The 19,798-nt window shown below is 65.1% G+C and carries 20 protein-coding genes; 9 read left to right on the plus strand and 11 right to left on the minus strand.

Translation table 11 applies throughout. The features are described 5' to 3' along the window. Positions 1 to 166 precede the first annotated feature (166 nt). Entirely contained in the window at positions 167 to 2,740 is a 2,574-nt protein-coding gene (locus EN846_RS20235) for a PAS domain-containing sensor histidine kinase (protein WP_127392696.1), read from the minus strand. Positions 2,741 to 2,958: 218 nt separating this feature from the next. Between EN846_RS20235 and EN846_RS20240 the strand changes: the two genes are divergently transcribed. Beyond that, on the plus strand, positions 2,959 to 3,681 hold the full coding sequence (locus EN846_RS20240) for a flagellar biosynthetic protein FliO (protein WP_187331399.1): 723 nt from the start codon (positions 2,959 to 2,961) through the stop codon (positions 3,679 to 3,681). A gap of 219 nt (positions 3,682 to 3,900) precedes the next feature. Here EN846_RS20240 and dksA read toward each other — a convergent pair whose 3' ends face one another. Next, positions 3,901 to 4,317, minus strand: coding sequence for an RNA polymerase-binding protein DksA (gene dksA, locus EN846_RS20245; protein WP_127393258.1), 417 nt, complete (start codon positions 4,315 to 4,317; stop codon positions 3,901 to 3,903). Between the two features lie 246 nt (positions 4,318 to 4,563). Between dksA and EN846_RS20250 the strand changes: the two genes are divergently transcribed. The 4 genes from EN846_RS20250 (at position 4,564) to EN846_RS20265 (ending at position 8,342) form a co-directional block, all read left to right on the plus strand. Further along, positions 4,564 to 5,067, plus strand: coding sequence for a histidine phosphatase family protein (locus EN846_RS20250; protein WP_127287093.1), 504 nt, complete (start codon positions 4,564 to 4,566; stop codon positions 5,065 to 5,067). A gap of 79 nt (positions 5,068 to 5,146) precedes the next feature. Further along, positions 5,147 to 6,619 carry a YcjX family protein gene (locus EN846_RS20255; RefSeq protein ID WP_127393257.1) on the plus strand — a complete coding sequence of 491 codons (1,473 nt, stop codon included), beginning with the start codon at positions 5,147 to 5,149 and terminating at the stop codon, positions 6,617 to 6,619. After that, positions 6,616 to 7,701: a YcjF family protein gene (locus EN846_RS20260; RefSeq protein WP_128346931.1), complete on the plus strand. Its 1,086-nt coding sequence runs from the start codon at positions 6,616 to 6,618 to the stop codon at positions 7,699 to 7,701. Before EN846_RS20255 ends, EN846_RS20260 begins: the two co-directional genes overlap by 4 nt. Before the next feature lie 89 nt (positions 7,702 to 7,790). Continuing rightward, positions 7,791 to 8,342, plus strand: coding sequence for a hypothetical protein (locus tag EN846_RS20265; protein WP_127309905.1), 552 nt, complete (start codon positions 7,791 to 7,793; stop codon positions 8,340 to 8,342). 65 nt (positions 8,343 to 8,407) lie between these two features. On the opposite strand, the gene EN846_RS20270 is transcribed toward EN846_RS20265, so the two are convergent. The 3 genes from EN846_RS20270 to EN846_RS20280 form a co-directional block, all read right to left on the minus strand. After that, positions 8,408 to 8,674, minus strand: coding sequence for a hypothetical protein (locus EN846_RS20270; protein ID WP_126054776.1), 267 nt, complete (start codon positions 8,672 to 8,674; stop codon positions 8,408 to 8,410). Positions 8,675 to 8,851: 177 nt separating this feature from the next. After that, entirely contained in the window at positions 8,852 to 10,060 is a 1,209-nt protein-coding gene (locus tag EN846_RS20275; protein WP_127309906.1) for an MFS transporter, read from the minus strand. A gap of 60 nt (positions 10,061 to 10,120) precedes the next feature. Next, on the minus strand, positions 10,121 to 11,110 hold the full coding sequence (locus EN846_RS20280) for an AraC family transcriptional regulator (protein ID WP_127286307.1): 990 nt from the start codon (positions 11,108 to 11,110) through the stop codon (positions 10,121 to 10,123). Positions 11,111 to 11,270: 160 nt separating this feature from the next. Here EN846_RS20280 and EN846_RS20285 point away from each other — a divergent pair, with 160 nt between their 5' ends. Together EN846_RS20285 and EN846_RS20290 are read left to right on the plus strand one after the other, a co-directional pair. Further along, positions 11,271 to 13,109 carry a monovalent cation:proton antiporter-2 (CPA2) family protein gene (locus EN846_RS20285; RefSeq protein ID WP_128346723.1) on the plus strand — a complete coding sequence of 613 codons (1,839 nt, stop codon included), beginning with the start codon at positions 11,271 to 11,273 and terminating at the stop codon, positions 13,107 to 13,109. Beyond that, entirely contained in the window at positions 13,110 to 13,658 is a 549-nt protein-coding gene (locus tag EN846_RS20290) for a DUF924 family protein (RefSeq protein ID WP_127393001.1), read from the plus strand. Positions 13,659 to 13,692: 34 nt separating this feature from the next. Here EN846_RS20290 and folK read toward each other — a convergent pair whose 3' ends face one another. The 3 genes from folK to folP are packed head-to-tail and all read right to left on the minus strand — an operon-like array spanning position 13,693 to position 15,403. After that, positions 13,693 to 14,205 (minus strand): 2-amino-4-hydroxy-6-hydroxymethyldihydropteridine diphosphokinase, encoded by a 513-nt coding sequence (gene folK / locus EN846_RS20295; RefSeq protein WP_127393000.1) that lies wholly within the window; start codon positions 14,203 to 14,205, stop codon positions 13,693 to 13,695. Further along, on the minus strand, positions 14,189 to 14,548 hold the full coding sequence (folB, locus tag EN846_RS20300) for a dihydroneopterin aldolase (RefSeq protein ID WP_127286302.1): 360 nt from the start codon (positions 14,546 to 14,548) through the stop codon (positions 14,189 to 14,191). Before folB ends, folK begins: the two co-directional genes overlap by 17 nt. Positions 14,549 to 14,551: 3 nt before the next feature. Next, positions 14,552 to 15,403, minus strand: a complete 852-nt coding sequence (gene folP, locus EN846_RS20305; RefSeq protein ID WP_127392999.1) for a dihydropteroate synthase — start codon at positions 15,401 to 15,403, stop codon at positions 14,552 to 14,554. A gap of 85 nt (positions 15,404 to 15,488) precedes the next feature. Here folP and EN846_RS20310 point away from each other — a divergent pair, with 85 nt between their 5' ends. Beyond that, positions 15,489 to 16,109, plus strand: coding sequence for a DUF922 domain-containing protein (locus EN846_RS20310; protein WP_127392998.1), 621 nt, complete (start codon positions 15,489 to 15,491; stop codon positions 16,107 to 16,109). Between the two features lie 233 nt (positions 16,110 to 16,342). Beyond that, complete coding sequence (locus tag EN846_RS20315) at positions 16,343 to 17,824, plus strand: MDR family MFS transporter (RefSeq protein ID WP_127392997.1); 1,482 nt, start codon at positions 16,343 to 16,345, stop codon at positions 17,822 to 17,824. Between the two features lie 7 nt (positions 17,825 to 17,831). Here the strand turns inward: EN846_RS20315 and EN846_RS20320 are convergent, their stop codons facing one another. From EN846_RS20320 to EN846_RS20330, 3 genes are all read right to left on the minus strand, one after another. Continuing rightward, on the minus strand, positions 17,832 to 18,860 hold the full coding sequence (locus EN846_RS20320) for an NAD(P)/FAD-dependent oxidoreductase (RefSeq protein ID WP_127392996.1): 1,029 nt from the start codon (positions 18,858 to 18,860) through the stop codon (positions 17,832 to 17,834). An 89-nt stretch (positions 18,861 to 18,949) separates the two neighbouring features. Next, the gene (locus EN846_RS20325) at positions 18,950 to 19,270 is read right to left on the minus strand and encodes a 2Fe-2S iron-sulfur cluster-binding protein (RefSeq protein ID WP_127287062.1); all 321 of its coding nucleotides are present in this window, start codon (positions 19,268 to 19,270) and stop codon (positions 18,950 to 18,952) included. A gap of 94 nt (positions 19,271 to 19,364) precedes the next feature. Beyond that, positions 19,365 to 19,733: an Hpt domain-containing protein gene (locus tag EN846_RS20330; protein WP_135913951.1), complete on the minus strand. Its 369-nt coding sequence runs from the start codon at positions 19,731 to 19,733 to the stop codon at positions 19,365 to 19,367. Positions 19,734 to 19,798 lie beyond the last annotated feature (65 nt).

The following is a 19,798-nucleotide window of genomic DNA, read 5'->3' on the forward strand; positions in this document are numbered from 1 at the left end:
GCGATCTCGCGCCGATGCGCAAGCCGCGATTGCAAAGCTCCAGTGGCCGGACTCACTGGTTATGAGCGGACGGATCGCTCTCCGGCGCCGCCACCTGTAAACGGCATGGCGCGGGCGTCTGTGCGCTTGATCACATTCAGTCCGCCGTTTTGATGCGCGTCGTCGTTCAGGATTCCAACACGTCCTTGACGATGGTCGCCAGCTGCTTGAGCGAAAACGGCTTCGGCAGGAAGCCGAAATGGGCCTCAGCCGGCAGATTCCTGGCAAAGGCGTCCTCTGCGTAGCCCGAAACGAAGACGAACTTGATGTCCGGCTGCCGCTTGCGCAGTTCGCCGAGCAGCGTCGGCCCGTCCATCTCCGGCATCACGACGTCGGAGACGACTATGTCGACCTTGCCGCCGAGCGCCTCGAACACTTCCAGCGCCTCGACGCCGGAGGACGCCTCGTGGACGGTATAGCCGCGCGAGGTCAGCGCCCGCACGCCGCCCATGCGCACTGCATCCTCGTCCTCGACGAGTAGCACGGTGGCCGAGCCGGACAGGTCCTTGGCGGCTTCCGCCGGCTTCACCGGCGCCGCCGGCACCTCGCCCGGCTCGCTTGCCGGCCTCGCCTCCGCGATGTGGCGCGGCAGGAAGATGCGGAACACCGAACCCTTGCCGACTTCCGAATCGCAGAAGATGAAGCCGCCCGTCTGCTTGATGATGCCATAGACCATCGACAGGCCGAGCCCGGTGCCCTTGCCGACCTCCTTGGTGGTGAAGAAGGGTTCGAATATCTTTTTCAGCACGTCAGGCGCGATGCCGGTGCCGGTGTCCTCGATCTCGACCACGACGTAATCGGCCGGGGTGAGCTCTCGGTAGGAGAAGCTCTTGCATTCCTCGGCCGTGACGTTGCGGGTGCGCACCGCGAGGTCGCCGCCCGCCGGCATCGCGTCGCGCGCGTTGACGGCGAGGTTCACCACCACCTGCTCGAACTGCCCGATATCGACCTTGACCGGCCAGAGATCGCGGCCGTGGTCGATCTTCAGCTTGATGTCGTTGCCGACCAGGCGGGCGAGCAGCATCCTGAGGTCGGCCAGGACATCGGTGAGGTTCAGCACTTCCGGCCGCAGGGTCTGCTTGCGCGAGAAGGCGAGAAGCTGCCTGACCAGCGAAGCCGCCCGGTTGGCGTTCTGCTTGATGTTCATGATGTCGGGGAAGGACGGATCCGACGGACGGTGGTTGGTCAGCAGCAGGTCCGACGCCATGATGATGGCGGTCAGCACATTGTTGAAGTCGTGCGCAATGCCGCCGGCGAGCTGGCCGACCGCCTGCATCTTCTGGCTCTGCGCCATCTGGCCCTCGAGCGCCTTCTGCTCGGTGGTGTCGACGGCATAGACGATGGCCGATTCCTCGGCGCCCTCGCCGCCGGTGCCCTCGGCGACCGCATTGACGTAAAAGCGGATGTGCCGCTCCTCGTTGCCGGGCAACAGCGTGTCGATCGGCTCGATGTCGGCCTGCCGTTGCCTGGCCTTCTCGAAGGCCTCGGCGAACGCCGCCCGGTCGCGCTCGTGGATGACGGTATCGAGCCGCACGCGGCGGTCGACAGCGTCGCGATCGACGACCGAGGAAAACAGCGACAGGAACGGCGCGTTGGTGCGCAGGATGCGGCCGCTGGCGTCGACGCCGGCGATCGCCATCGGCGTCGAATTGAAGAAGCGGGTGAAGCGGACTTCCGAGGCGCGAAGATCGGCGGAGGCATCCTCGCCCTGGGTGCGGTTGAGCACGATGGTGCGGGTCGGACCGCTGACGCCCTCGCGGCTCGCCGAGACGCGGTGCATGAAGCGTACCGGCAGCGCCTCGCCGGTCATCGTCGTCAGGTCGAGGTCGATAACGGCATTGCGCGTGGTGCCGGGGTCGGCCTTGACCGAGCGGACCAGCGCCATGCCGTCGCCGGCAACGATCTCGGGCAGCGAGACGGCGCCCGGCGTGAAGCTTGCCAGATCGATGCCGAGCCATTCGGCGAGCGTGGCGTTGATGTAGGTGACGCGGCCTTCCTGGTCGGCGGAAAAGAAACCGGCCGGCGCATGGTCGAGATGGTCGATCGCCTTTTGCAGGTCGAGGAAGAAGCGCTCCTGCTCGGCCCGTTCCTGCGAGATGTCGGCAAGCTGCCAGGCAAGCATCGGCAACCGCTGGCCGGGCACATTGAAGGCGCGAGCGCGGGTGCGGTACCAGTGCGCGCCGGGCTCCGCCCCGGGGCGGATGGACTGCGCAAGCCTGAACTCGCCGTCGCCCGCCTGGCCGTCGCGCAGGCCGGACGCCAGTCGGTAGATGGTCATCGAGGCTTCGGGAACGTCCGACAGCAGCCCCTCGACCGTCTTGAGGTCGGCCGCCGACGAAGCGCCCGTCATGTCGGCGTAGGCCCGGTTGGCGTAGACGATGCGGCCCTTGGTGTCTGTGACCAGCAGGCCTTGCGACATCGAATCGACGAAGGCTTTCGAAAGTTCGTCGCTGGTCGAACGCGGCGCGACCTGAACGAAGCCGATGGCAGTAGCAAACAGGAACCCGACGCCGATCATCGCCAGCACGCCGAGCATGCCGAGCAGGAAGGGATCGCCAAGGCGCTCGCGGAAAAGCCCGAAAACGATCGCCGCGCCGGTCAGGACAACGATGAATATGATAAGCCGGGTCACGGCACCCGGACGCGTATTCTGGTCGACGATCGGTACCGGATAGAAATCGCCGCGCGTTTCCTTGGCCATGTGCCCCCTGCTCGTGATTCCGGTGCCCGACACCCCGCGGACGGCCGGTTGAATCACATTCTCCTGTAGCGGAAAAGGCCCCGGTGGCAAATGTCAGATAAAAATGGCGCCAGGCCGTGGATTCGTGTTTCAAACTGTTCACGAAGCGTGATGCCAACTTGCGGCGGCCGGTCCGCACGGTCTAGTGTCGCGTCACCTCAAAAAAGGGCGGTGCACCGATGCTGCAGTGGCTGGATAGCGTGGCGGGTCCTGGTTATGTCGCCGCAATCCTGTGGACGTTTGCCGCGCTCGTCCTGCTCGTGGTCGTTCTCCTCATCATCAAGGTGGTGCGCAGCCTGACCTTCGGGACATTCGTCGCCGGCGGCCGCAACCGCAAGACCAGGCTGGCCGTCATGGATGCAACCGCCGTCGACAGCCACCGCCGGCTGGTGCTGGTGCGCCGCGACGACATCGAACATCTCATCCTGATCGGCGGGCCGACCGACGTCGTCGTCGAGCGCGATATCAGGCTGGCGGCGCCGCGCCGCCCGGCGCTGACCGGAGACGGCGGCCAGCAGCAGGCCCAGGCGCCGCGGCCGCGCCCCGCCCAGCCGGCCCCCGTGCCTGTGAGGCAGGCGCCGCCCGCGCCGCAGCCGGTGAGCGCCACGCCGCCGCCCGCCCGCCCGCGCCAAGCCGCGCCGTCACCGGCGCCGAAGCCAGCCGCTCCGAGCTACCAGGCGAGCAACATCACGCCGCTGCCAGCCTATGGATCGGCGAACACCAATGCCGTCCGGCATGCCCCACCGCCGGCGAAGCCAACCTCCATCGACGATACGCTGATTCAGGAGCTCGAGGTTTCGCTCGATGAATCGCATGCGAGCAAACCGGCAGCCAAGGCGCCGCCGTCGCTCGACGATGAAATGACGAAGCTGCTCGGCGAACTCGCCAGCCAGAAGCGCTAGAAGCGCGTCGTTTCGCGAAGACGCAGAACGCGCCATCTGCTTGTTTCGACACGATTCCGGACGGAAAGCCGTTTCACGCCTGTTCCTGGATTTGCCTGCCCCAGCAAGGCCGAAATCCGGCGACATCGCTTGCGCAACCGAGGATGCAACGCCACGCGGGCACAAAAATGGCCGGTCGCCCGGCCATTTTCTAAACCCCTGGGTGATTATCCCAGCGCGTCAGTCGTCGCGATAGACCTTCTCCCGGCGCTCGTGGCGCTCCTGCGCCTCGATCGACAGTGTCGCGATCGGACGCGCATCGAGCCGCTTCAGAGCAATCGGCTCGCCAGTCTCCTCGCAATAGCCGTAAGTGCCTTCGTCGATGCGCTGGAGCGCGGAATCGATTTTCGAGATGAGCTTGCGCTGACGATCGCGGGCGCGGAGTTCAATGGCTCGGTCGGTTTCCGAGGAGGCGCGGTCGGCGAGGTCGGGATGGTTGGCGTTTTCTTGCTGCAGGACTTCGAGGGTTTCGCGCGCTTCGCGCAAAATGTCGTTCTTCCAGGCGACGAGCTTCATTCGAAAGTAAGATTTCTGCCGTTCGTTCATGAACGGCTCGTCTTCAGAGGGTACGTAATCGGCGGTAACGATGTCGTTCATTCGACTCACCCAACAACCCCAAATTTGGCGCCTATATATTCGCGCAGAGAAGCGTGCACAAGCGCAATCGGCGACCGTTTCACGCAAATGTAATATCGGACCCACAGCTGTCCATGATATCGTTATGCTTGCGAGCGGAAATCGAATTCATCCATGATTCGTTGTGGTTGAAGGCTATTGGCCATTGTGCGCCATGGCTTTCTCGTGGCTAATCCCATTGTGCCAACCAGGCATTTTGGGGGAGCGGTGAGCAAACTCTACCTGTTGAGACATGCCAAGGCCGGATGGGCGCTGCCCGGCGTTCGCGACTTCGACCGTCCGCTCGATGCCTCCGGCATCGCCGATGCCGAGGCGATCGGGGCAGCCATGCGCAGCCGCAACTACGTGCCCGACCTGACCCTTTGCTCCAACGCAAAACGGGCCCGCCAGACCCTGGAGGGACTGGCCGGCCAGACCGATACCGGCCGGGTGCTGTTCTTCGACACCCTCTACAGCGAGGACGCCGCCGGCTATCTCGGCATCATCCGCGACAATGGCGGGGTGGGCTCGCTGCTGGTCATCGGCCACAATCCGATGACGGAGGATCTCGCCATGGCGGTCTCGGGCGACGGCGAGGAGGCCGCGCGTGGCATAATGAACCATGGTTTCCCGACATCTGGCCTCGCAGTCGTCCGCTTCCCCGGCAGTCTTGCCCATGCCGAGCAGGGCAGCGGCTATCTCGAGGCCTTTTTGACACCGGCCGACCTCTGAGACCCAAATTGGCAGCGCCATTCCAAACCGCAGCCTGAGTGCCTATATCGGGAACCGACGGGCCCTCAGAGAGCATGTTTTGGCATCATCGCTGACCACTTTCACCGACGAGGCGAAGATCGCTCTCGACACGCTTTCAGGGCGCGCCGCCGGGCTCTTTGCGCCGTCGCTCAGGTTGGGCGTCACCGGCCTTTCCCGCGCCGGCAAGACGGTGTTCATCTCCGCGCTTGTCCACAACCTGATCCATGGCGGCCGCCTGCCGCTGTTCGAGGCGCAGAAATCGGGGCGCATCGCACGCGCCTTCCTCGAGGAGCAGCCCGACGACGCCGTTCCCCGCTTCCAGTACGAGGATCATGTCGCGGCGCTGGTCAACGACCGTGTCTGGCCGGACTCGACGCGCGCCATCTCCGAGCTGCGGCTGACCATCGAATACGAATCAGCTTCCGGCTGGAACCGTATGTTTTCGGCTGGAAAATTGTCGCTCGACATCGTCGACTACCCGGGCGAATGGCTGCTCGACCTGCCGCTGCTCGGCAAATCCTTCGCCGATTTCTCGCGCGAGGCGATGGAGATGGCGGCGCTGCCGGTGCGCACCGATCTTTCCGAAGGCTGGCGAACGCTCGCTGCCACGATCGATCCCAACGCCGATGCCGACGAGATGACGGCGCGCCGGCTTGCCGAGGCCTTTTCGGCCTATCTCAAGGCGTGCAAGCTCGACGAGCGCGCGCTGTCGACCTTGCCGCCCGGCCGTTTCCTGATGCCCGGCGACCTCGACGGCTCGCCCGCGCTGACCTTCGCGCCGTTGCCGGCACTGGCCGAGCGGCGGCCCCGCCCCGGTTCGCTGCAGGCGATGATGGAGCGGCGCTACGAGGCCTACAAGACGCATGTGGTGAAACCGTTCTTCCGCGAGCACATAACGCGGCTCGACCGCCAGATCGTGCTGATCGACGCCATGCAGGCGCTGAACGCGGGCCCGGCCGCGATGGCCGACCTGGAGCGTGCCGTCACCGAAATCCTCGCCTGTTTCCGCCCCGGTCGCGGCAATTTCCTCACCGACCTGTTTTCACGGCGCATCGACCGCATCCTGGTGGCGGCGACCAAGGCCGATCACCTGCATCATGAAAGCCATGACCGGTTGCAGGCGATCGTGCGCCGGCTTGCCGACCGCGCGGTGGCACGGGCGAACTTCACCGGAGCCGATGTCGACGTGGTCGCCCTGGCGGCCGTGCGCGCCACCCGCGAAGGCACGGTCAAGCAGGGCCGCGAAACCCTGCCCGTTATCATCGGCACGCCGCTGAAGGGCGAGCGGATCAATGGCGATACGTTCGACGGCAAGACCGAAACAGCCATATTTCCCGGCGACTTGCCTGACAAAGTTGACACGGTTTTCGATCCCTCCGTAACGTCGCCGGATGGCGGCGACCCGGCGATCCGCTTCGTGCGGTTCCGCCCGCCAAAGCTCGAACGCACGGCCGAAGGTGTTACGCTGTCGCTGCCGCATATCCGGCTCGACCGGGCGCTGCAGTTCCTGATTGGAGACCACCTGGCATGAGCGCGCCCCGCAAACCCGCTGCATTCCGCATCGAGCCGGAGCCGAGCCGGGAGACGCCGAAGCCGCGGCCCGTCGAGGCTGAGCCGGCGCGCCGGCCACGCGCGGCAAAGGCCGACGTGGCAGTCGTCATTCCATCCGAGATCGACGTCTTCGACGAGCCCGACATCGTTGCCGCCGAGCCGCCGCCGGCCACCGCGCCGCGCAAGCGTTCCCTGCTCGCCCGCCTGTTCTTCGGCGCCGTGGGCGTGCTGGTTTCGCTGGCGGTCGGCCTTTGGACGGACCAGCTCATCCGCGACCTGTTCGAACGCGCCGAATGGCTGGGCTGGCTGGCCGCCGGCATGGCGGCGATCGCGGTGCTGGCGCTGGTAGTCATCCTGGTGCGCGAATTCCTGGCGATTGCCCGCCTGGCCGAGGTCGAAAAACTGCAGCGGCGGGCGCTTGACGCGGTCGCCCGCGACGACCCGAAGGCGGCGCGGTCCGTCGTCGACGAGCTTTCAGCCTTCGTCGCCGCCAAGCCGGAGACCGCGGCCGGCAGGCGCGCGCTCGCCAAACTGCGCGGCGAGATCATCGACGGCGGCAATCTGGTGCGGCTCGCCGAGACCGAGATCCTCGGCCCGCTCGATGTCCGCGCCAGGGCGATGATCCTCGAAGCGGCAAAGCGCGTTTCGCTGGTGACCGCGGTCAGCCCGCGCGCCCTCGTCGATGTCGCCTACGTCGTGTTCGAGGCCGGGCGACTCATCCGCCGCCTGTCGGAGCTCTATGGCGGCCGGCCGGGCACGCTTGGCTTCTTCCGGCTGGCGCGCAACGTCCTTGCGCACCTGGCGGTGACCGGCTCGATCGCCGTCGGCGACAGTTTCGTGCAGCAGATCGTCGGCCACGGGCTTGCCGCGAGGCTTTCGGCGAAACTTGGCGAGGGGGTCGTCAACGGCATGATGACGGCACGAATCGGCATAGCGGCGATGGAAACGGCGCGGCCCCTGCCCTTCATCGCCGCGAGGCGGCCTGGACTGAGCGATTTCCTCTCCGCGCTGACATCGTTCGCGGCCAGGAAAGATGGCGAAACTTCGGCCCCCGGCAAGTAATCGGCGCCGCCAAGTGACGAAGCATTAACCAATCTTGTTCATGGTCTGACACGTCTAGCAAACAGCGTTCTTGCTGCCGGGTGTCGTCTATGAAAAGAGTAAATCTGTACAGCGTCCTGCCTCTTGCGGTCGCGGTTGTGGCACCTTTGGCCCTTGCCGGAAAAGCGCTTGGAGCCGAACCCGACAAGCAGTTCTTCCGGTCGGTCGAGGGCAAGTGGGTCGGCCCGGGCGAAATCGTTGCCGGCAAGTACAAGGGCACGAAATTCACCTGCAATTTCAATGGCACGACGCCCGACGGCAAGACCGGCATGACGCTCGACGGCGATTGCCGCGTCGGCGTGTTCACGCAGAAGATGTCCGCCACCGTCGAACGCAAGGGTCGCGACTACAAGGGCAACTTCATGGGTGGATCGTCCGGCAACGGGCTCGATATCATCGGCGGCAATGTCGTCGACGCCCAGAAGGTCGTCTTCACCATCAACCGCAATCAATTGAACGGCGTCATGCAGGCGCGCATCCCCGACGACAATTCGATGACGGTGACGGTCGCCGTGCGCGTCAACAAACAGCTGGTGCCAGTGATCGGCATGAGCCTGAAGCGGGTAGACACCGTCGAAGTCGGCTCGATCGCGCCGAACTGAGATCCACAACCTGCAACAAAAAAAGGCGGCGGCCTCAAGCCACCGCCTTGTTCATTTTCGGACGCTCAGCCCTTGATGGCGGCCGTCACTTCGTCATAGGCCTTGCAGGCCTCGGCCAAAGTCGAGGCGTCCTTGTACTTGTCCGTGACAGCCTGGACCTTGGCCGACAGGTCGGCTGCCTTGGACGGATCCTTGGTGATCGCTTCCTGCAGCGCGGCAGTCATGTCCTGCGCCTTCTTGGTCGCCATTTCGGCGGTGCACTCAGGCGCCTTCGAACAGGCCGAACCGGCAAGCGCCGCAACACCCACGGCGACGAGCAAAAACTTCTTCATGTCAGTCATCTCCTCAAAAAAGGCAGCGGTGGTCGCTCCTTCCCAATGGCCGAAGCCGAGCGTCCCTTAGCCGTCGATTGTGGCAACACGCAACGCGTGCATCACGTAAACTTGTGTAACGCGGCTGCAACATCGCGGCGGCCCGGAGCCTGGCCGCCGCGATGGTCGACGCAGGGTTCAGCTGCGAGGCTGTAGCAGCGCCAGCAGAGCCGTCGATGCGGCAAGGATGGCAGTAAGCGTCAGGGGCGCCGTAGCGCCGTAATTGTCCACGACATAGCCACCGACAACCGCGCCAATGGTGATGGCGACCTGGAAAGAGACGACCATCAGGCTGCCCGCCGCTTCCAGCGCGTCAGGTGCCGCACGCGACAGATTAGTCGGCAGCACCACCGGCCCCATGCCGAACGCCAAGCCCCAAAGCGTAACGAAGCCGAAGGCAGCGCCGATGTGCACACCCCAAAGCACCAATGCTAGCGCCGCAAACGCCATCAACGCAGCGGTGATCACGAGCGCCGTGCGGATATTGGCATCGGCCAAGCGGCCGCCGGCAATGTTTCCGACCACTGCGGCGATGCCAAATCCAAGCAGCGCGAGCGCTATCGGCCCGGTCGCAAGCAGCGTCACGTGTTCGAGGAAGGGGCGCACATAGACTGAGCCGGCGAAATGCCCGGTCATGAGCAAGACAATGGCAAGCATGCCGAGTTGAATGCCACGCCGCCGTGTCAGCCGAAATACGTCGGCAAGGCTATTGCTTGCACTTGCAGGCAAGGTCGGCAGGCTGAGAAACTGCAGCAGCATGGCAACCAGCGCCAGCCCCGCTGTCATCGCCATGGCGCTGCGCCATCCCAGCCAGTCGCTGATCAGCGCTCCCATCGAGGGTGCGGCAATGGTGGCGAGCGAGACGCCAAGAGTGACGATGGCCATGCCTCGACCTGTCGCGTTGGCGCCAACCAGCCTTGCCACGACGGCAACCGAAAGCGCCCAGAACGCGCTGAGCGCGATGCCGAGCCCGGCTCTGCCAAGCAACAGCAGCCAGAAATTGGGCGCCAGCGCCGCAAGAATATTGGAAGCGACCGCCAGGGCCATGAGGCCAATCAGCACCGTCTTGCGGTTCAATCGGCCGATGAGAACATTGCTCAGCATGGCCGTCACGGCGCCGACCGAAGCGGTGGCGGTGACGACCTGTCCGGCCGTTCCCTCGCTGATGCCGAGATCGCGCGCCATCGGCGTCAATAGACCGGCCGGCAGGAATTCGGCGGACACCAGGGCAAAGCTGGTGGCCGCCAGTGAAATGACCGCGAACCAGGTGGCTGCGCCCCACGCGGTTGGCGCATCGGCATCAAGGCCGATCGCTGCGTCTTCAAGCTGTAATGTTGTGTCAGTCACGGAAGAATCTCCAAAAATTGGAGATCTTAGATAGGCAAGTCCGCCCGGATGATATGTACCTTAGAATCCGAAATTCATATCTATTCGTCCGGGATTTGTGCGACGCACAACGCCCGGCGAAACATTGGTGATGCGTTTGAACGCGCGAGCGAAGGATGCCTCGGAATCGTAGCCCAAACGGGTAGCGACTTCGGCAACCGACAAGCCGTTCTGGCCCAGCAATTCGCGGGCAAGCTGCATACGCATGCGGGCGAGATAGTGTGCGGCGCCTTCCCCCAGGACAGCGCTGAAGCGCTCGGCGAAAATCGAGCGCGATTGGCCTGCCACGCTCGCCAAGCTTCCCAGCGTCCAGTTATGGCCGGGGTCGCGGTGCATGGCTGCCAGAGCGCGGCCGATATGCGGGTCGCGGATGGCTGCGAGCCAACCGGTGGTCGACGCGCCGTTGCAATTGACCCAGCAGCGGATGAGCCGGGCCGTTAGCAAGTCCGCCATACGCGACAGGATCGTGGCGCTGCCCATCTGCGGTTGCGCGGCCTCCACCGTCATGGCCGCCAGCAGAGGACCGACGACAGGGTCATTCCCAGCCACGTCGCAACCCTTGATGACAGGCGGCATCAACGTAATCAATGGGTTGAGCGCACAGGAGCCCAAGGCCATGGAGCCGCAGAAAAGAGTGCTCGTCGCGCCCGTTCCCTGCCGAACCACTTCGCAGACATTGCCGCCCAGCTTGATTACCTGGCAACCTTCGAGCGAGCCGCCTTCAACGTCCGGCGCGCTCGCCAGCCGGTGGGCGATGCCTTGCGGCAGCAGGACCAGATCGCCATTGCGCAACTCCTGCCAGCCCTGCGCTTCGGTGTGAATCCAGCATGGACCCTGGCCGACAAAATGAAACCGCAGCAGCTGTTGTTTCGGAAAGTCTATGCTCCACGGATGCCGGAGCTCGCAACGGCCGTAGTTGACGCCACTCAAGCGAAAGTCCTGCAGAACTTCGCTGAGCGCATCCATCGGAATATGCGTCGGCGAAGACGGGCGGGACGAATGGTCAAGCATTTACCAGATATAGATGCCGATCGTCCGACAGGCAAGCGGAGACCATTGTTCCACCAGAGGAATCGCGTCAACGGCACCTGCCCGTCCTGGTAGGTTTCCCACCCTTGCCTCTGGCTCCAACTGCATGCAAGGAGTGCTGCTGAACACAGGGACAAGAGGCATGGCGGCAGAAGCATCGGGCAGCGATCTTATCCAGGTGGTGGCGCTGCTCGCGGCCGGCGTGGTCGCGGTCCCGATCTTCAAGCGCATGGGGCTCGGTTCCATCCTCGGCTATCTCGCCGCCGGCGTCGTCATCGGCCCGTTTGGCCTCGGAATCTTCTCCGAATCGGAAGCCATCCTCCACGTCGCCGAACTCGGCGTCGTCATGTTCCTGTTCATCATAGGGCTGGAGATGCAGCCGTCGCGACTTTGGGGCCTGCGCCGCGAGATCTTCGGCCTCGGCGCGCTGCAGGTCGGCGTCTGCGCGGCGCTGCTCACCAGCGTCGGGCTCGCCGGCGGCTTTCCGATCGCGCAGTCCTTCGTCGCCGGCGCCGGCTTCGTCCTGACCTCGACGGCGATCGTCATGCAATTGCTGGAGGAGCGCGGCGAGATCGCCACGCCCAAGGGCCAGCGAATCGTCTCGATCCTGCTGCTGGAGGACCTGGCGATCGTGCCGTTGCTGGCGCTGATCGCCTTCCTGGCGCCGGGCGGCGCCGAGACCCGCCTGTCGCAGCGACTGACCGAGGTCGGCATCGGCCTTGCCGCGATCGTTGGCCTGGTGGTGGCCGGGCGCTATCTGCTCAATCCGTTCTTCCGCATCCTGGCCGAGGCCCGCGCCCGCGAGGTGATGACGGCAGCGGCGCTGCTGGTGGTTCTGGGATCGGCGCTCGCCATGCAGCTTTCGGGCCTGTCGATGGCGATGGGCGCTTTCCTCGCCGGCGTGCTGCTTTCCGAATCGACCTTCCGCCATCAGCTCGAGGCCGACATCGAACCCTTCCGCGGCATCCTGCTCGGCCTGTTCTTCCTCGCCGTCGGCATGTCGCTCGACCTGCACGTCGTGGCCGCGAACTGGCGGCTGGTCGCCATCTATGTCGTCGCCTACATGGTGATGAAGGCGCTCGGCATCTACGTCGTCGCCCGCATGCTGAAGACCGGTCATCGCGAGGCGCTGGAACGCGCCGTGTTCATGGCGCAAGGCGGCGAATTCGCTTTCGTGCTCTATTCGGCGGCGGCGGCGGTCGGCATCATCGACGGCCAGGCCAACGCGACGCTGACGGCGATCGTCATCATCTCCATGGTGCTGACGCCGCTCGCCATCATCGCGCTGCGCTATGTGACGCCGCGCGACGAGCAATCGCTCGACGGCGTCGACGTCGCCGAAGGCCTTTCCGGCAGCGTGCTCATTATCGGCTTCGGCCGCTTCGGCCAGATCGCCTCCCAGCCGCTGCTGCTGCGCGGCATCGATGTGTCGATCATCGACAACGAGGTCGAGATGATCCAGGCGGCGGCCGATTTCGGCTTCAAGGTCTATTACGGCGACGGCACGCGGCTGGATATCCTGCACGCAGCCGGCGCCGGGCGGGCGCGCGCAGTCCTGATCTGCGTCGACAAGCCGGAAGCCGCGGTGCGCATCGCGCAGTTGATCAAGGCCGAATTCCCGCTGGTGACGATCCTGGCGCGCGCCTTCGACCGCGGCACTGCCTTGCAGCTCATCCGCGCCGGCGTCGACTACCAGCTGCGCGAGACCTTCGAATCGGCATTGGTCTTCGGCGGCTCGGCGCTCGAAGCGCTGGGCGTCGACCCGGAAGACGTCGCCGAGGTGATCGAGGATGTCCGCCGTCGCGACACCGCCCGCTTCGAGATGCAACTGGCCGAAGGCGTGCGCGCCGGCCAGCGCTTCCTGAAGGGCAATATCGGCACGCCGATCCCGACGCCGCTGACGCCGCCGCGCCGCACCGGCCAGGCGCTCAACGAGGAGACCGCCGGCGTGCTGAGCAAATCCGAGCCTGCGGAGGAATAGATGGCTGAACTGGACAAACGCGCGCTCACCGTCACCGCATTCTGGCGTGAGGCCGGCGAGGACGCCTGGTTCGAGAAGAACGATGCCTTCGACGCGGATTTCCGATCCCGTTTCCTCGACCTGCACCACGCCGCCGCGCGGCGCGAATGCGACGACTGGTGCGAACACGCCGAAGGTTCGCTGGCGCTGATGGTCCTGCTCGATCAGTTTCCGCGCAACTGCTTTCGCGGCACCGGCCATATGTATGCAACCGACCCGCTGGCGCGCCATTTCGCCGGCAAGGCCATCGCCGCCGGCCATGACCTGGCGCTGGAAGAAGATATTCGCTTCTTCCTCTATCTGCCGTTCGAGCATTCGGAGCTGCTTGTCGACCAGGCGCGGTCGGTGGAGCTCACCTCCACCAGCGCCCAGGCCTACCTGAAATATGCGGTCGAGCACCGCGACATCATCCAGCGCTTCGGCCGCTTCCCGCACCGCAACCGGATGCTCGGCCGCGAGACGACGCCGGAGGAACAGGCCTTCCTCGACGGCGGCGGATTTTCCGGCTGATTTCAGCCGGATTGCAGGCGTCGGTCGGCAGTTCCTAAGCCAGCCACCAATCCCGACCCGACGGCAGGCGCTCGATACCGGACGCATCGACCGCGCCGAGGCGTTCCGACACGCTCTTGCCGCCGATGGCAAGCTCCGGCGCGATCTCGGCCAGGGGCGCGAGCACGAAAGCACGCTCCAGCATGCGCGGATGCGGCACTTCCAGACCGGTCTCGTGGATGATGCGGTCGCCGAACACCAAAATGTCGATATCGATCAGCCGCGGCCCCCAGCGCTCCTCGCGCACCCGCTTCAGCCGACGCTCCGCATCGAGGCAAAGATCGAGCAGTTCGCGCGGCGCAAGCCCGGTCGCGATCGTAGCTGCGGCATTGAGGAAATCGGGCTGGTCGAGCTTGCCCCAGGGCGGCGTGCGGTAGAGCGAGGAGACCGCGACGACACTGGTCTTGTCGTCTCCATCCAGAAGGCGCAGCGCGGCCGCCATCGACTTGGCGGGATCGCCGAGATTGCCGCCAAGGCTGAGGTAGACCGTGTTATTCGGGCCAGACAACGGTCACCTCGACATGGTCGAGCACGCCGGGCACCGGCGCGTTGGGCTTGCGCACGGTGATCTCGGCCCTCTTGATCTGCGGAAACCGCGCCGTCAGCGCCTTGGCCACTTCCAGCGCAAGCGCCTCGATCAGGAAACGCCGGTGCCCGGTGACGATCTTCTCGATCACCGTGAAGGCGACGCCATAGTTGACGGTGTCCTCGATCGAATCCTCGACGAGCGCCCGGCCCGGCTCGACGGTCAGCGCCGCGTCGACATAAAAACGCTGGCCGAGCGTCTCCTCCTCGTCCAGCACGCCGTGCCGGGCAAAGAAGGCGCAGTTCTTCATGCGGATGACATACATGGCTCAGCGTCCGGACGGGTCGGTTTCACGCGCCAGCATAGCATCGGCCAGCGCCAGCGCATCCACGTTGATTGCGACATCGTGGACGCGAAATAGATGCGCGCCTTTCAATCTCAAAATGACGCTGGTGGCTGCCGTTCCGGCGCCGCGCTCGGCGGCATCCCGCCCGGTCACGGCGCCGATGAAGCGCTTTCGCGAAGTTCCGGCCATCAATGGGTGGCCGAGCGCCTGAAGCTCGGTAAACCGCGCCATCAGGTCGAGGTTCTCCTCGGCCGTTTCCTTGGCGAAGCCGAAGCCGGGGTCGAGCACGATCTGATCATCGGCGACGCCGCTGGCCCGCGCGATCTCCAGCGACTTGCGGAGAAAGAAAAGCTGGTCGTCGATGACGTCAGGCAGCTTCTGCCTGCCACGACCGGTGTGCATGATGACGAGGCCGGCGCCGGTTTCGGCGGCGACGCGGGCAATGCCCGGCTCGCGCTGCAGGCCCCAGACATCGTTGACGATATGCGCGCCGGCGGCGACGGCCAGGCGCGCGGTGTCCTCGCGATAGGTGTCGACCGAGATCAGCGCCTCGCCGGAACCGGCGAGCGCCTCGATGACCGGCAGGACACGCGCCTGCTCTTCCTCGCCGGTCACGGCGGAGGCGCCTGGCCTGGTCGATTCGCCACCGACATCGATGACGGCTGCGCCCTCCTCAACCATGCGGCGCGCCTGGGCGAGCGCGGTGTCGCGCGCGGCGAACAGCCCGCCATCGGAAAAACTGTCCGGTGTGACGTTGAGGATGCCGACCACGACGGCCTTGCCGCCAAGGTCGAGATGGCGTCCATGCGCCAGCTGCCATCGCCTCGTCGTCATTGTCCGTCAACCATCTTATGATCCGCTGGAAATCAAATCCGTTGCGCCGAGAGCGGCCGTAAAGCAAGGTGGCCGAAGAGGCAACATGATGAAACGTTCGCTTACCTGCGCCCTGGTTCTCGCGCTGACCGCCCTGCCCGCCGGCGCGGCCAATCTGGTCAAGACCTACAGCTACTTCGCAATTGGCGGCCGCACGCTGGACGACATCGAGACCCAGCTTTCCAAGCACGGCCCGCAGGTGAAGAGCACCGGCTCGCGGCACCCGGGCGCGACGCAGATGGCGTTCACCACCCGCGTCAGCTATGCGGAAAGCCCGGGTTCCTGCCGGGTCGCCGACGCCATTGTGACTGTAAAGGTCAAGGTGATTCTTCCGGAATGGCGCAGTTCGCGCAAGGCCGATGCCGACGTGAAGCTGTTCTGGAACACGCTGTCGGCCGACATCAAGCGGCACGAGGAACGCCATGTCGAGATCGCCAAGAACCACGCCAGGCAGCTGGAGGACGCGCTGAAGGCGAGCTATCCGCAAAAGACCTGCGCCGAAGTCAAGGCGAGAGCCGCGCAGATCACCGCGGCCGAGCTCGCCAGGCACGACCAGGACCAGGTGCGGTTCGACCGCGTCGAGAGCGTCAACTTCGAAAGCCGCATCCTGCGGCTGCTGCGCTACCGGCTCGAGCGCATCGAGACCGGCCAGCTGCCGCCCGCCTGATTTCGCCGGCACCAGGGCGCCCATGGCGCAAGCCAAATTCGCCGAAGCGTAGTGCCAGGCGGCAAAAACTTTCGAGCCCCCGTCGAAATCGGCCTATATGGAACGACATATGTCAGGTTCGCAAAGGCGGAACCTGAAAGGCACGACAACCAATCGACGCGGCTGCGTCGTCGCACCGGCCGAGCCGGCCGCCTCCCTCAGAGGCGCGCGCAAGCCCACGAGAGAACGAGACCATGGATCAGGCTGTCGACAAGCCGGCGACAATTGCAGCGACGTCGCCGCTGACGGAGAGCGAGAAGAACGCCATCATCGGCGGCGTGCTGTTGTCGATGCTGCTGGCGGCGCTCGACCAGACCATCGTCTCCCCGGCCATGCCGACGATGGCGCGTCTGCTCGGCCATGCCGAATATCTGCCTTGGATTGTCACCGCCTATCTGCTCACCGCAACGGCGATGGCGCCGCTCTATGGCAAGATCTCCGATGTCTATGGCCGCCGGCCAACCCTCTACGCGGCTATCCTGATCTTTCTCGCCGGATCGCTGGTCAGCGCAATCGCGCCCAACATGCTGGTGCTTATCGTCGGACGCGCTATCCAGGGCGCCGGCGGCGGCGGCTTGTTCGCACTGGCCCAGACGGTGATCGGTGACCTCGTGCCGCCGCGCGAGCGGGCGCGCTATGCGGCCTGGATCGCAGGCACATGGGCCGTTGCCAGCATTACCGGCCCGCTGCTCGGCGGTACGTTCGCCGAGCATCTGCACTGGTCGCTGATCTTCTGGATCAACCTGCCGCTCGGCCTGCTGGCCATGGCGATCATCAACAAGCCGCTGAAGAAGCTGCCGATCGCGGCAAAGCATCATCGCATCGACGCTGTCGGCGCGGCGCTGCTGATCGCGGCCACTGCCCTGCTGCTGCTGGCGCTTAACTGGGGCGGCAGCGCCTATCCCTGGCTGTCGCGCGAAATCCTCGGGCTGCTCGCCAGTTCGGCGGTTATCTGGGGCGCTTTTGCGCTGCGGCTCATGCGCGCCGACGAGCCGCTGATCTCGCTCGAGGTGCTCAGCAACCCGATCGTGCTGGCCGGCACCCTGTCCTTGTTCCTGCTGCAGGCCGCCAATATCGGCCTGGCGGTCTATCTGCCGGTCTACCTGCAGTCGATCGTCGGGCTTTCGGCCAGCGAATCGGGCGTTGCGCTGCTCGGGCTGATGCTCGGCACCGTCGCCGGCGCCACGTTCAGCGGGCGCACGATACCCCGCTTCGTCCATTACAAGCGGATCGCCATGATCGGCGTGAGCTTCGCCATAGTCTGCCTCGGCGCGCTCAGCTTCGTCGCCGGGCATGCCTCCCTGCTCGTCGTTGAAATCCTGACGACCTGTGTCGGCCTCGGCAGCGGAACGACGTTTCCGGTGGCCACCGTCTCGGTCCAGAATGCCGTCGATCAGGCGCATCTCGGCGTCGCCACCGGTGTGCTCACCTTCCTTCGCTCTTTGGGCAGCGCACTGGGCGTGGCGATCCTGGGCGCGGTCGCGCTCGGCTATGGCCTGCCATTGGCCGGCGAAGGCGCGCATTCAGCTGGCGTCGCCGCTTCGGCCGAAGCGTTCACGATGATCTTCCTCGTCGCGGCGGCGATCCTGCTGATGGCGCTTGCCGCGCTCGGACTGATGCCGGAGAAGGCGCTACGCGGCCATCCCGAGACCGCGGCTCCGGTGCTGGCCGAGTAGCACACGCTCAATCGTGGACGCCGAGCTTCTTCTGCAGGCTGGTCGACGAGGTGGTGTACTGGAAGACGATGCGCTCGCCGGGGCTGACGATGCGCTTGGCGGCCTGCGCCATCAACGCAACCTCGTGGAAACCCGACAGGATCAGCTTCAGCTTGCCGGGATACCAGTTGATGTCGCCAACGGCGAAGATGCCGGGAACCGAGGTCTGGAATTTCTCGGTGTCGACCGGGATCACGTTCTCATGCAGGTTGAGCCCCCATTCGGCGATCGGACCGAGCTTCATGGTCAGGCCGAAGAAGGGGAGCATGCGGGTGCATGGCACCTCGATGTCGCCGTCCGGCCCCTTGATGGTCGCGGATGAAAGCCGGCCGTCGGCGCCGCTCAGGCCGCTCACCTGGCCGACCTGGAAATCCAGCTGCTTCATCTCCTGCATGGCATACATCTTGTTGACGCTGTCGGGTGCCGCGCGGAACTCCGGACGGCGATGGACCAGCGTCACGCTCTTTGCCACCGGCTGCAGGTTCAGCGTCCAGTCGAGCGCCGAATCGCCGCCGCCGACGATGACGAGGTCGTGGCCGCGGAAATCCTCCATACGGCGCACCGAATAGAAGACGCTGTTGCCTTCATAGGCTTCGATGCCCGGAATGGGCGGCCGCTTGGGCTGGAACGAGCCGCCGCCGGCGGCGATCACCACCACCTTGGCCTCGAACACCTCGTTCTCGTCGGTGGTGACGCGGAAGCTGCCGTCCTCCAGCTTCTCCAGGCTGGAGACCATGCGGTTGTAGGTGAATTCCGGCTTGAACGGATGGATCTGCTCGAGCAGCTTGTCGACCAGGCCCTGGGCGGTGATCAACGGCCAGCCGGGAATGTCGTAGATCGGCTTTTCCGGATAGAGTTCGGCGCACTGGCCGCCGGGCCGGTCGAGGATGTCGATCAGATGGCACTTCATGTCGAAGAGGCCAAGCTCGAACACGGCGAACAGGCCGACCGGCCCTGCCCCGACGATGAGTACGTCCGTCCTGATCGTGTCGCCCATGCAATGCGCCTCGCTGCCAAACGGCGCGAGACTGCATGAGCAATGGCCCGCTGCCAAGCGGCGGCGACAAAAATAGCCGAAGCGTGAACTCAGCCCTGGCGGGCGGGTACGCGCACGACCAGCCCGTCGAGGGCGTCGCGCACCTTGATCTGGCAGGACAGGCGCGAATTCGGCTGGACGTCGTAGGCGAAGTCCAGCATGTCCTCCTCCATCGCCTCCGGCTCGCCGACCTCGGCCGTCCAGGCCTCGTCGACATAGACATGGCAGGTCGCGCAGGCGCAGGCACCGCCGCATTCGGCCTCTATTCCGGGCACTGCGTTGCGGATGGCGTTCTCCATGACGGTCGAGCCGTTTTCGGCATCCATGTCGAACTGTGTGCCGTCATTGGCAATGAAGGTCAGCTTGGTCATTTGTCACCTGAAGGGGAGTTCCAGCCGAGATAATCACTCCGGCGGACAAGTCAACTGCGGCGCGAAAGCGCCGCGCCGTGACGTTTTTTTGGAACTAGCGGCCGATGGCGGCGATGAACTCGCGCACTTCCTCGATCAGGACGCCGAGCCGGTTCAGGGTCTTGGCGTCTTCGGGCTGGCCTTCGATGGCGGCGGCACAATCGGCGATTGCAAACGCTCCCACCCCGCGCGCCGAGCCTTTGAGCCCATGCGCCAGCAGCAAGCGCTCCTTAACCTCGGCTTCGAGGATCTTGTCGCGCACGCCGAGCGCCTGCTGCACGAACAGCGCCAGCACCTCCTGCTCGAGAGCGCGATCGCCCATCGTCTGGCGCGAAAGATGGGCGAGATCCACAGGACGTGACCTGGCCGTTCCCGAGACGTCGCCGCCGGGCATGGAAAAAGCAATGCCGCTTTCGCCGCGCATGAAATTTGCAGCTCCCTGGTGTTCAGACTTGCCTGGAAAACTAGGCGAATCCCGTAGCAAACGGG

The sequence above is a fragment of the Mesorhizobium sp. M4B.F.Ca.ET.203.01.1.1 genome (assembly GCF_004791025.1).
Lineage (GTDB): Bacteria > Pseudomonadota > Alphaproteobacteria > Rhizobiales > Rhizobiaceae > Mesorhizobium > Mesorhizobium abyssinicae.

Bases quoted from the DNA above. Each gene is read 5' to 3' on its own strand.
- dksA (WP_127393258.1), bottom strand. From the start codon at position 4,317: ATGAACGACATCGTTACCGCCGATTACGTACCCTCTGAAGACGAGCCG.
- EN846_RS20280 (WP_127286307.1), bottom strand. From the start codon at position 11,110: ATGCTTGACCATTCGTCCCGCCCGTCTTCGCCGACGCATATTCCGATG.
- EN846_RS20310 (WP_127392998.1), top strand. From the start codon at position 15,489: ATGATGAAACGTTCGCTTACCTGCGCCCTGGTTCTCGCGCTGACCGCC.
- folB (WP_127286302.1), bottom strand. From the start codon at position 14,548: ATGTATGTCATCCGCATGAAGAACTGCGCCTTCTTTGCCCGGCACGGC.
- EN846_RS20235 (WP_127392696.1), bottom strand. From the start codon at position 2,740: ATGGCCAAGGAAACGCGCGGCGATTTCTATCCGGTACCGATCGTCGAC.
- EN846_RS20330 (WP_135913951.1), bottom strand. From the start codon at position 19,733: ATGCGCGGCGAAAGCGGCATTGCTTTTTCCATGCCCGGCGGCGACGTC.
- EN846_RS20240 (WP_187331399.1), top strand. From the start codon at position 2,959: ATGCTGCAGTGGCTGGATAGCGTGGCGGGTCCTGGTTATGTCGCCGCA.
- EN846_RS20260 (WP_128346931.1), top strand. From the start codon at position 6,616: ATGAGCGCGCCCCGCAAACCCGCTGCATTCCGCATCGAGCCGGAGCCG.
- EN846_RS20290 (WP_127393001.1), top strand. From the start codon at position 13,110: ATGGCTGAACTGGACAAACGCGCGCTCACCGTCACCGCATTCTGGCGT.
- EN846_RS20285 (WP_128346723.1), top strand. From the start codon at position 11,271: ATGGCGGCAGAAGCATCGGGCAGCGATCTTATCCAGGTGGTGGCGCTG.
- EN846_RS20265 (WP_127309905.1), top strand. From the start codon at position 7,791: ATGAAAAGAGTAAATCTGTACAGCGTCCTGCCTCTTGCGGTCGCGGTT.
- EN846_RS20320 (WP_127392996.1), bottom strand. From the start codon at position 18,860: ATGGGCGACACGATCAGGACGGACGTACTCATCGTCGGGGCAGGGCCG.
- EN846_RS20315 (WP_127392997.1), top strand. From the start codon at position 16,343: ATGGATCAGGCTGTCGACAAGCCGGCGACAATTGCAGCGACGTCGCCG.
- EN846_RS20270 (WP_126054776.1), bottom strand. From the start codon at position 8,674: ATGAAGAAGTTTTTGCTCGTCGCCGTGGGTGTTGCGGCGCTTGCCGGT.
- folP (WP_127392999.1), bottom strand. From the start codon at position 15,403: ATGACGACGAGGCGATGGCAGCTGGCGCATGGACGCCATCTCGACCTT.
- EN846_RS20325 (WP_127287062.1), bottom strand. From the start codon at position 19,270: ATGACCAAGCTGACCTTCATTGCCAATGACGGCACACAGTTCGACATG.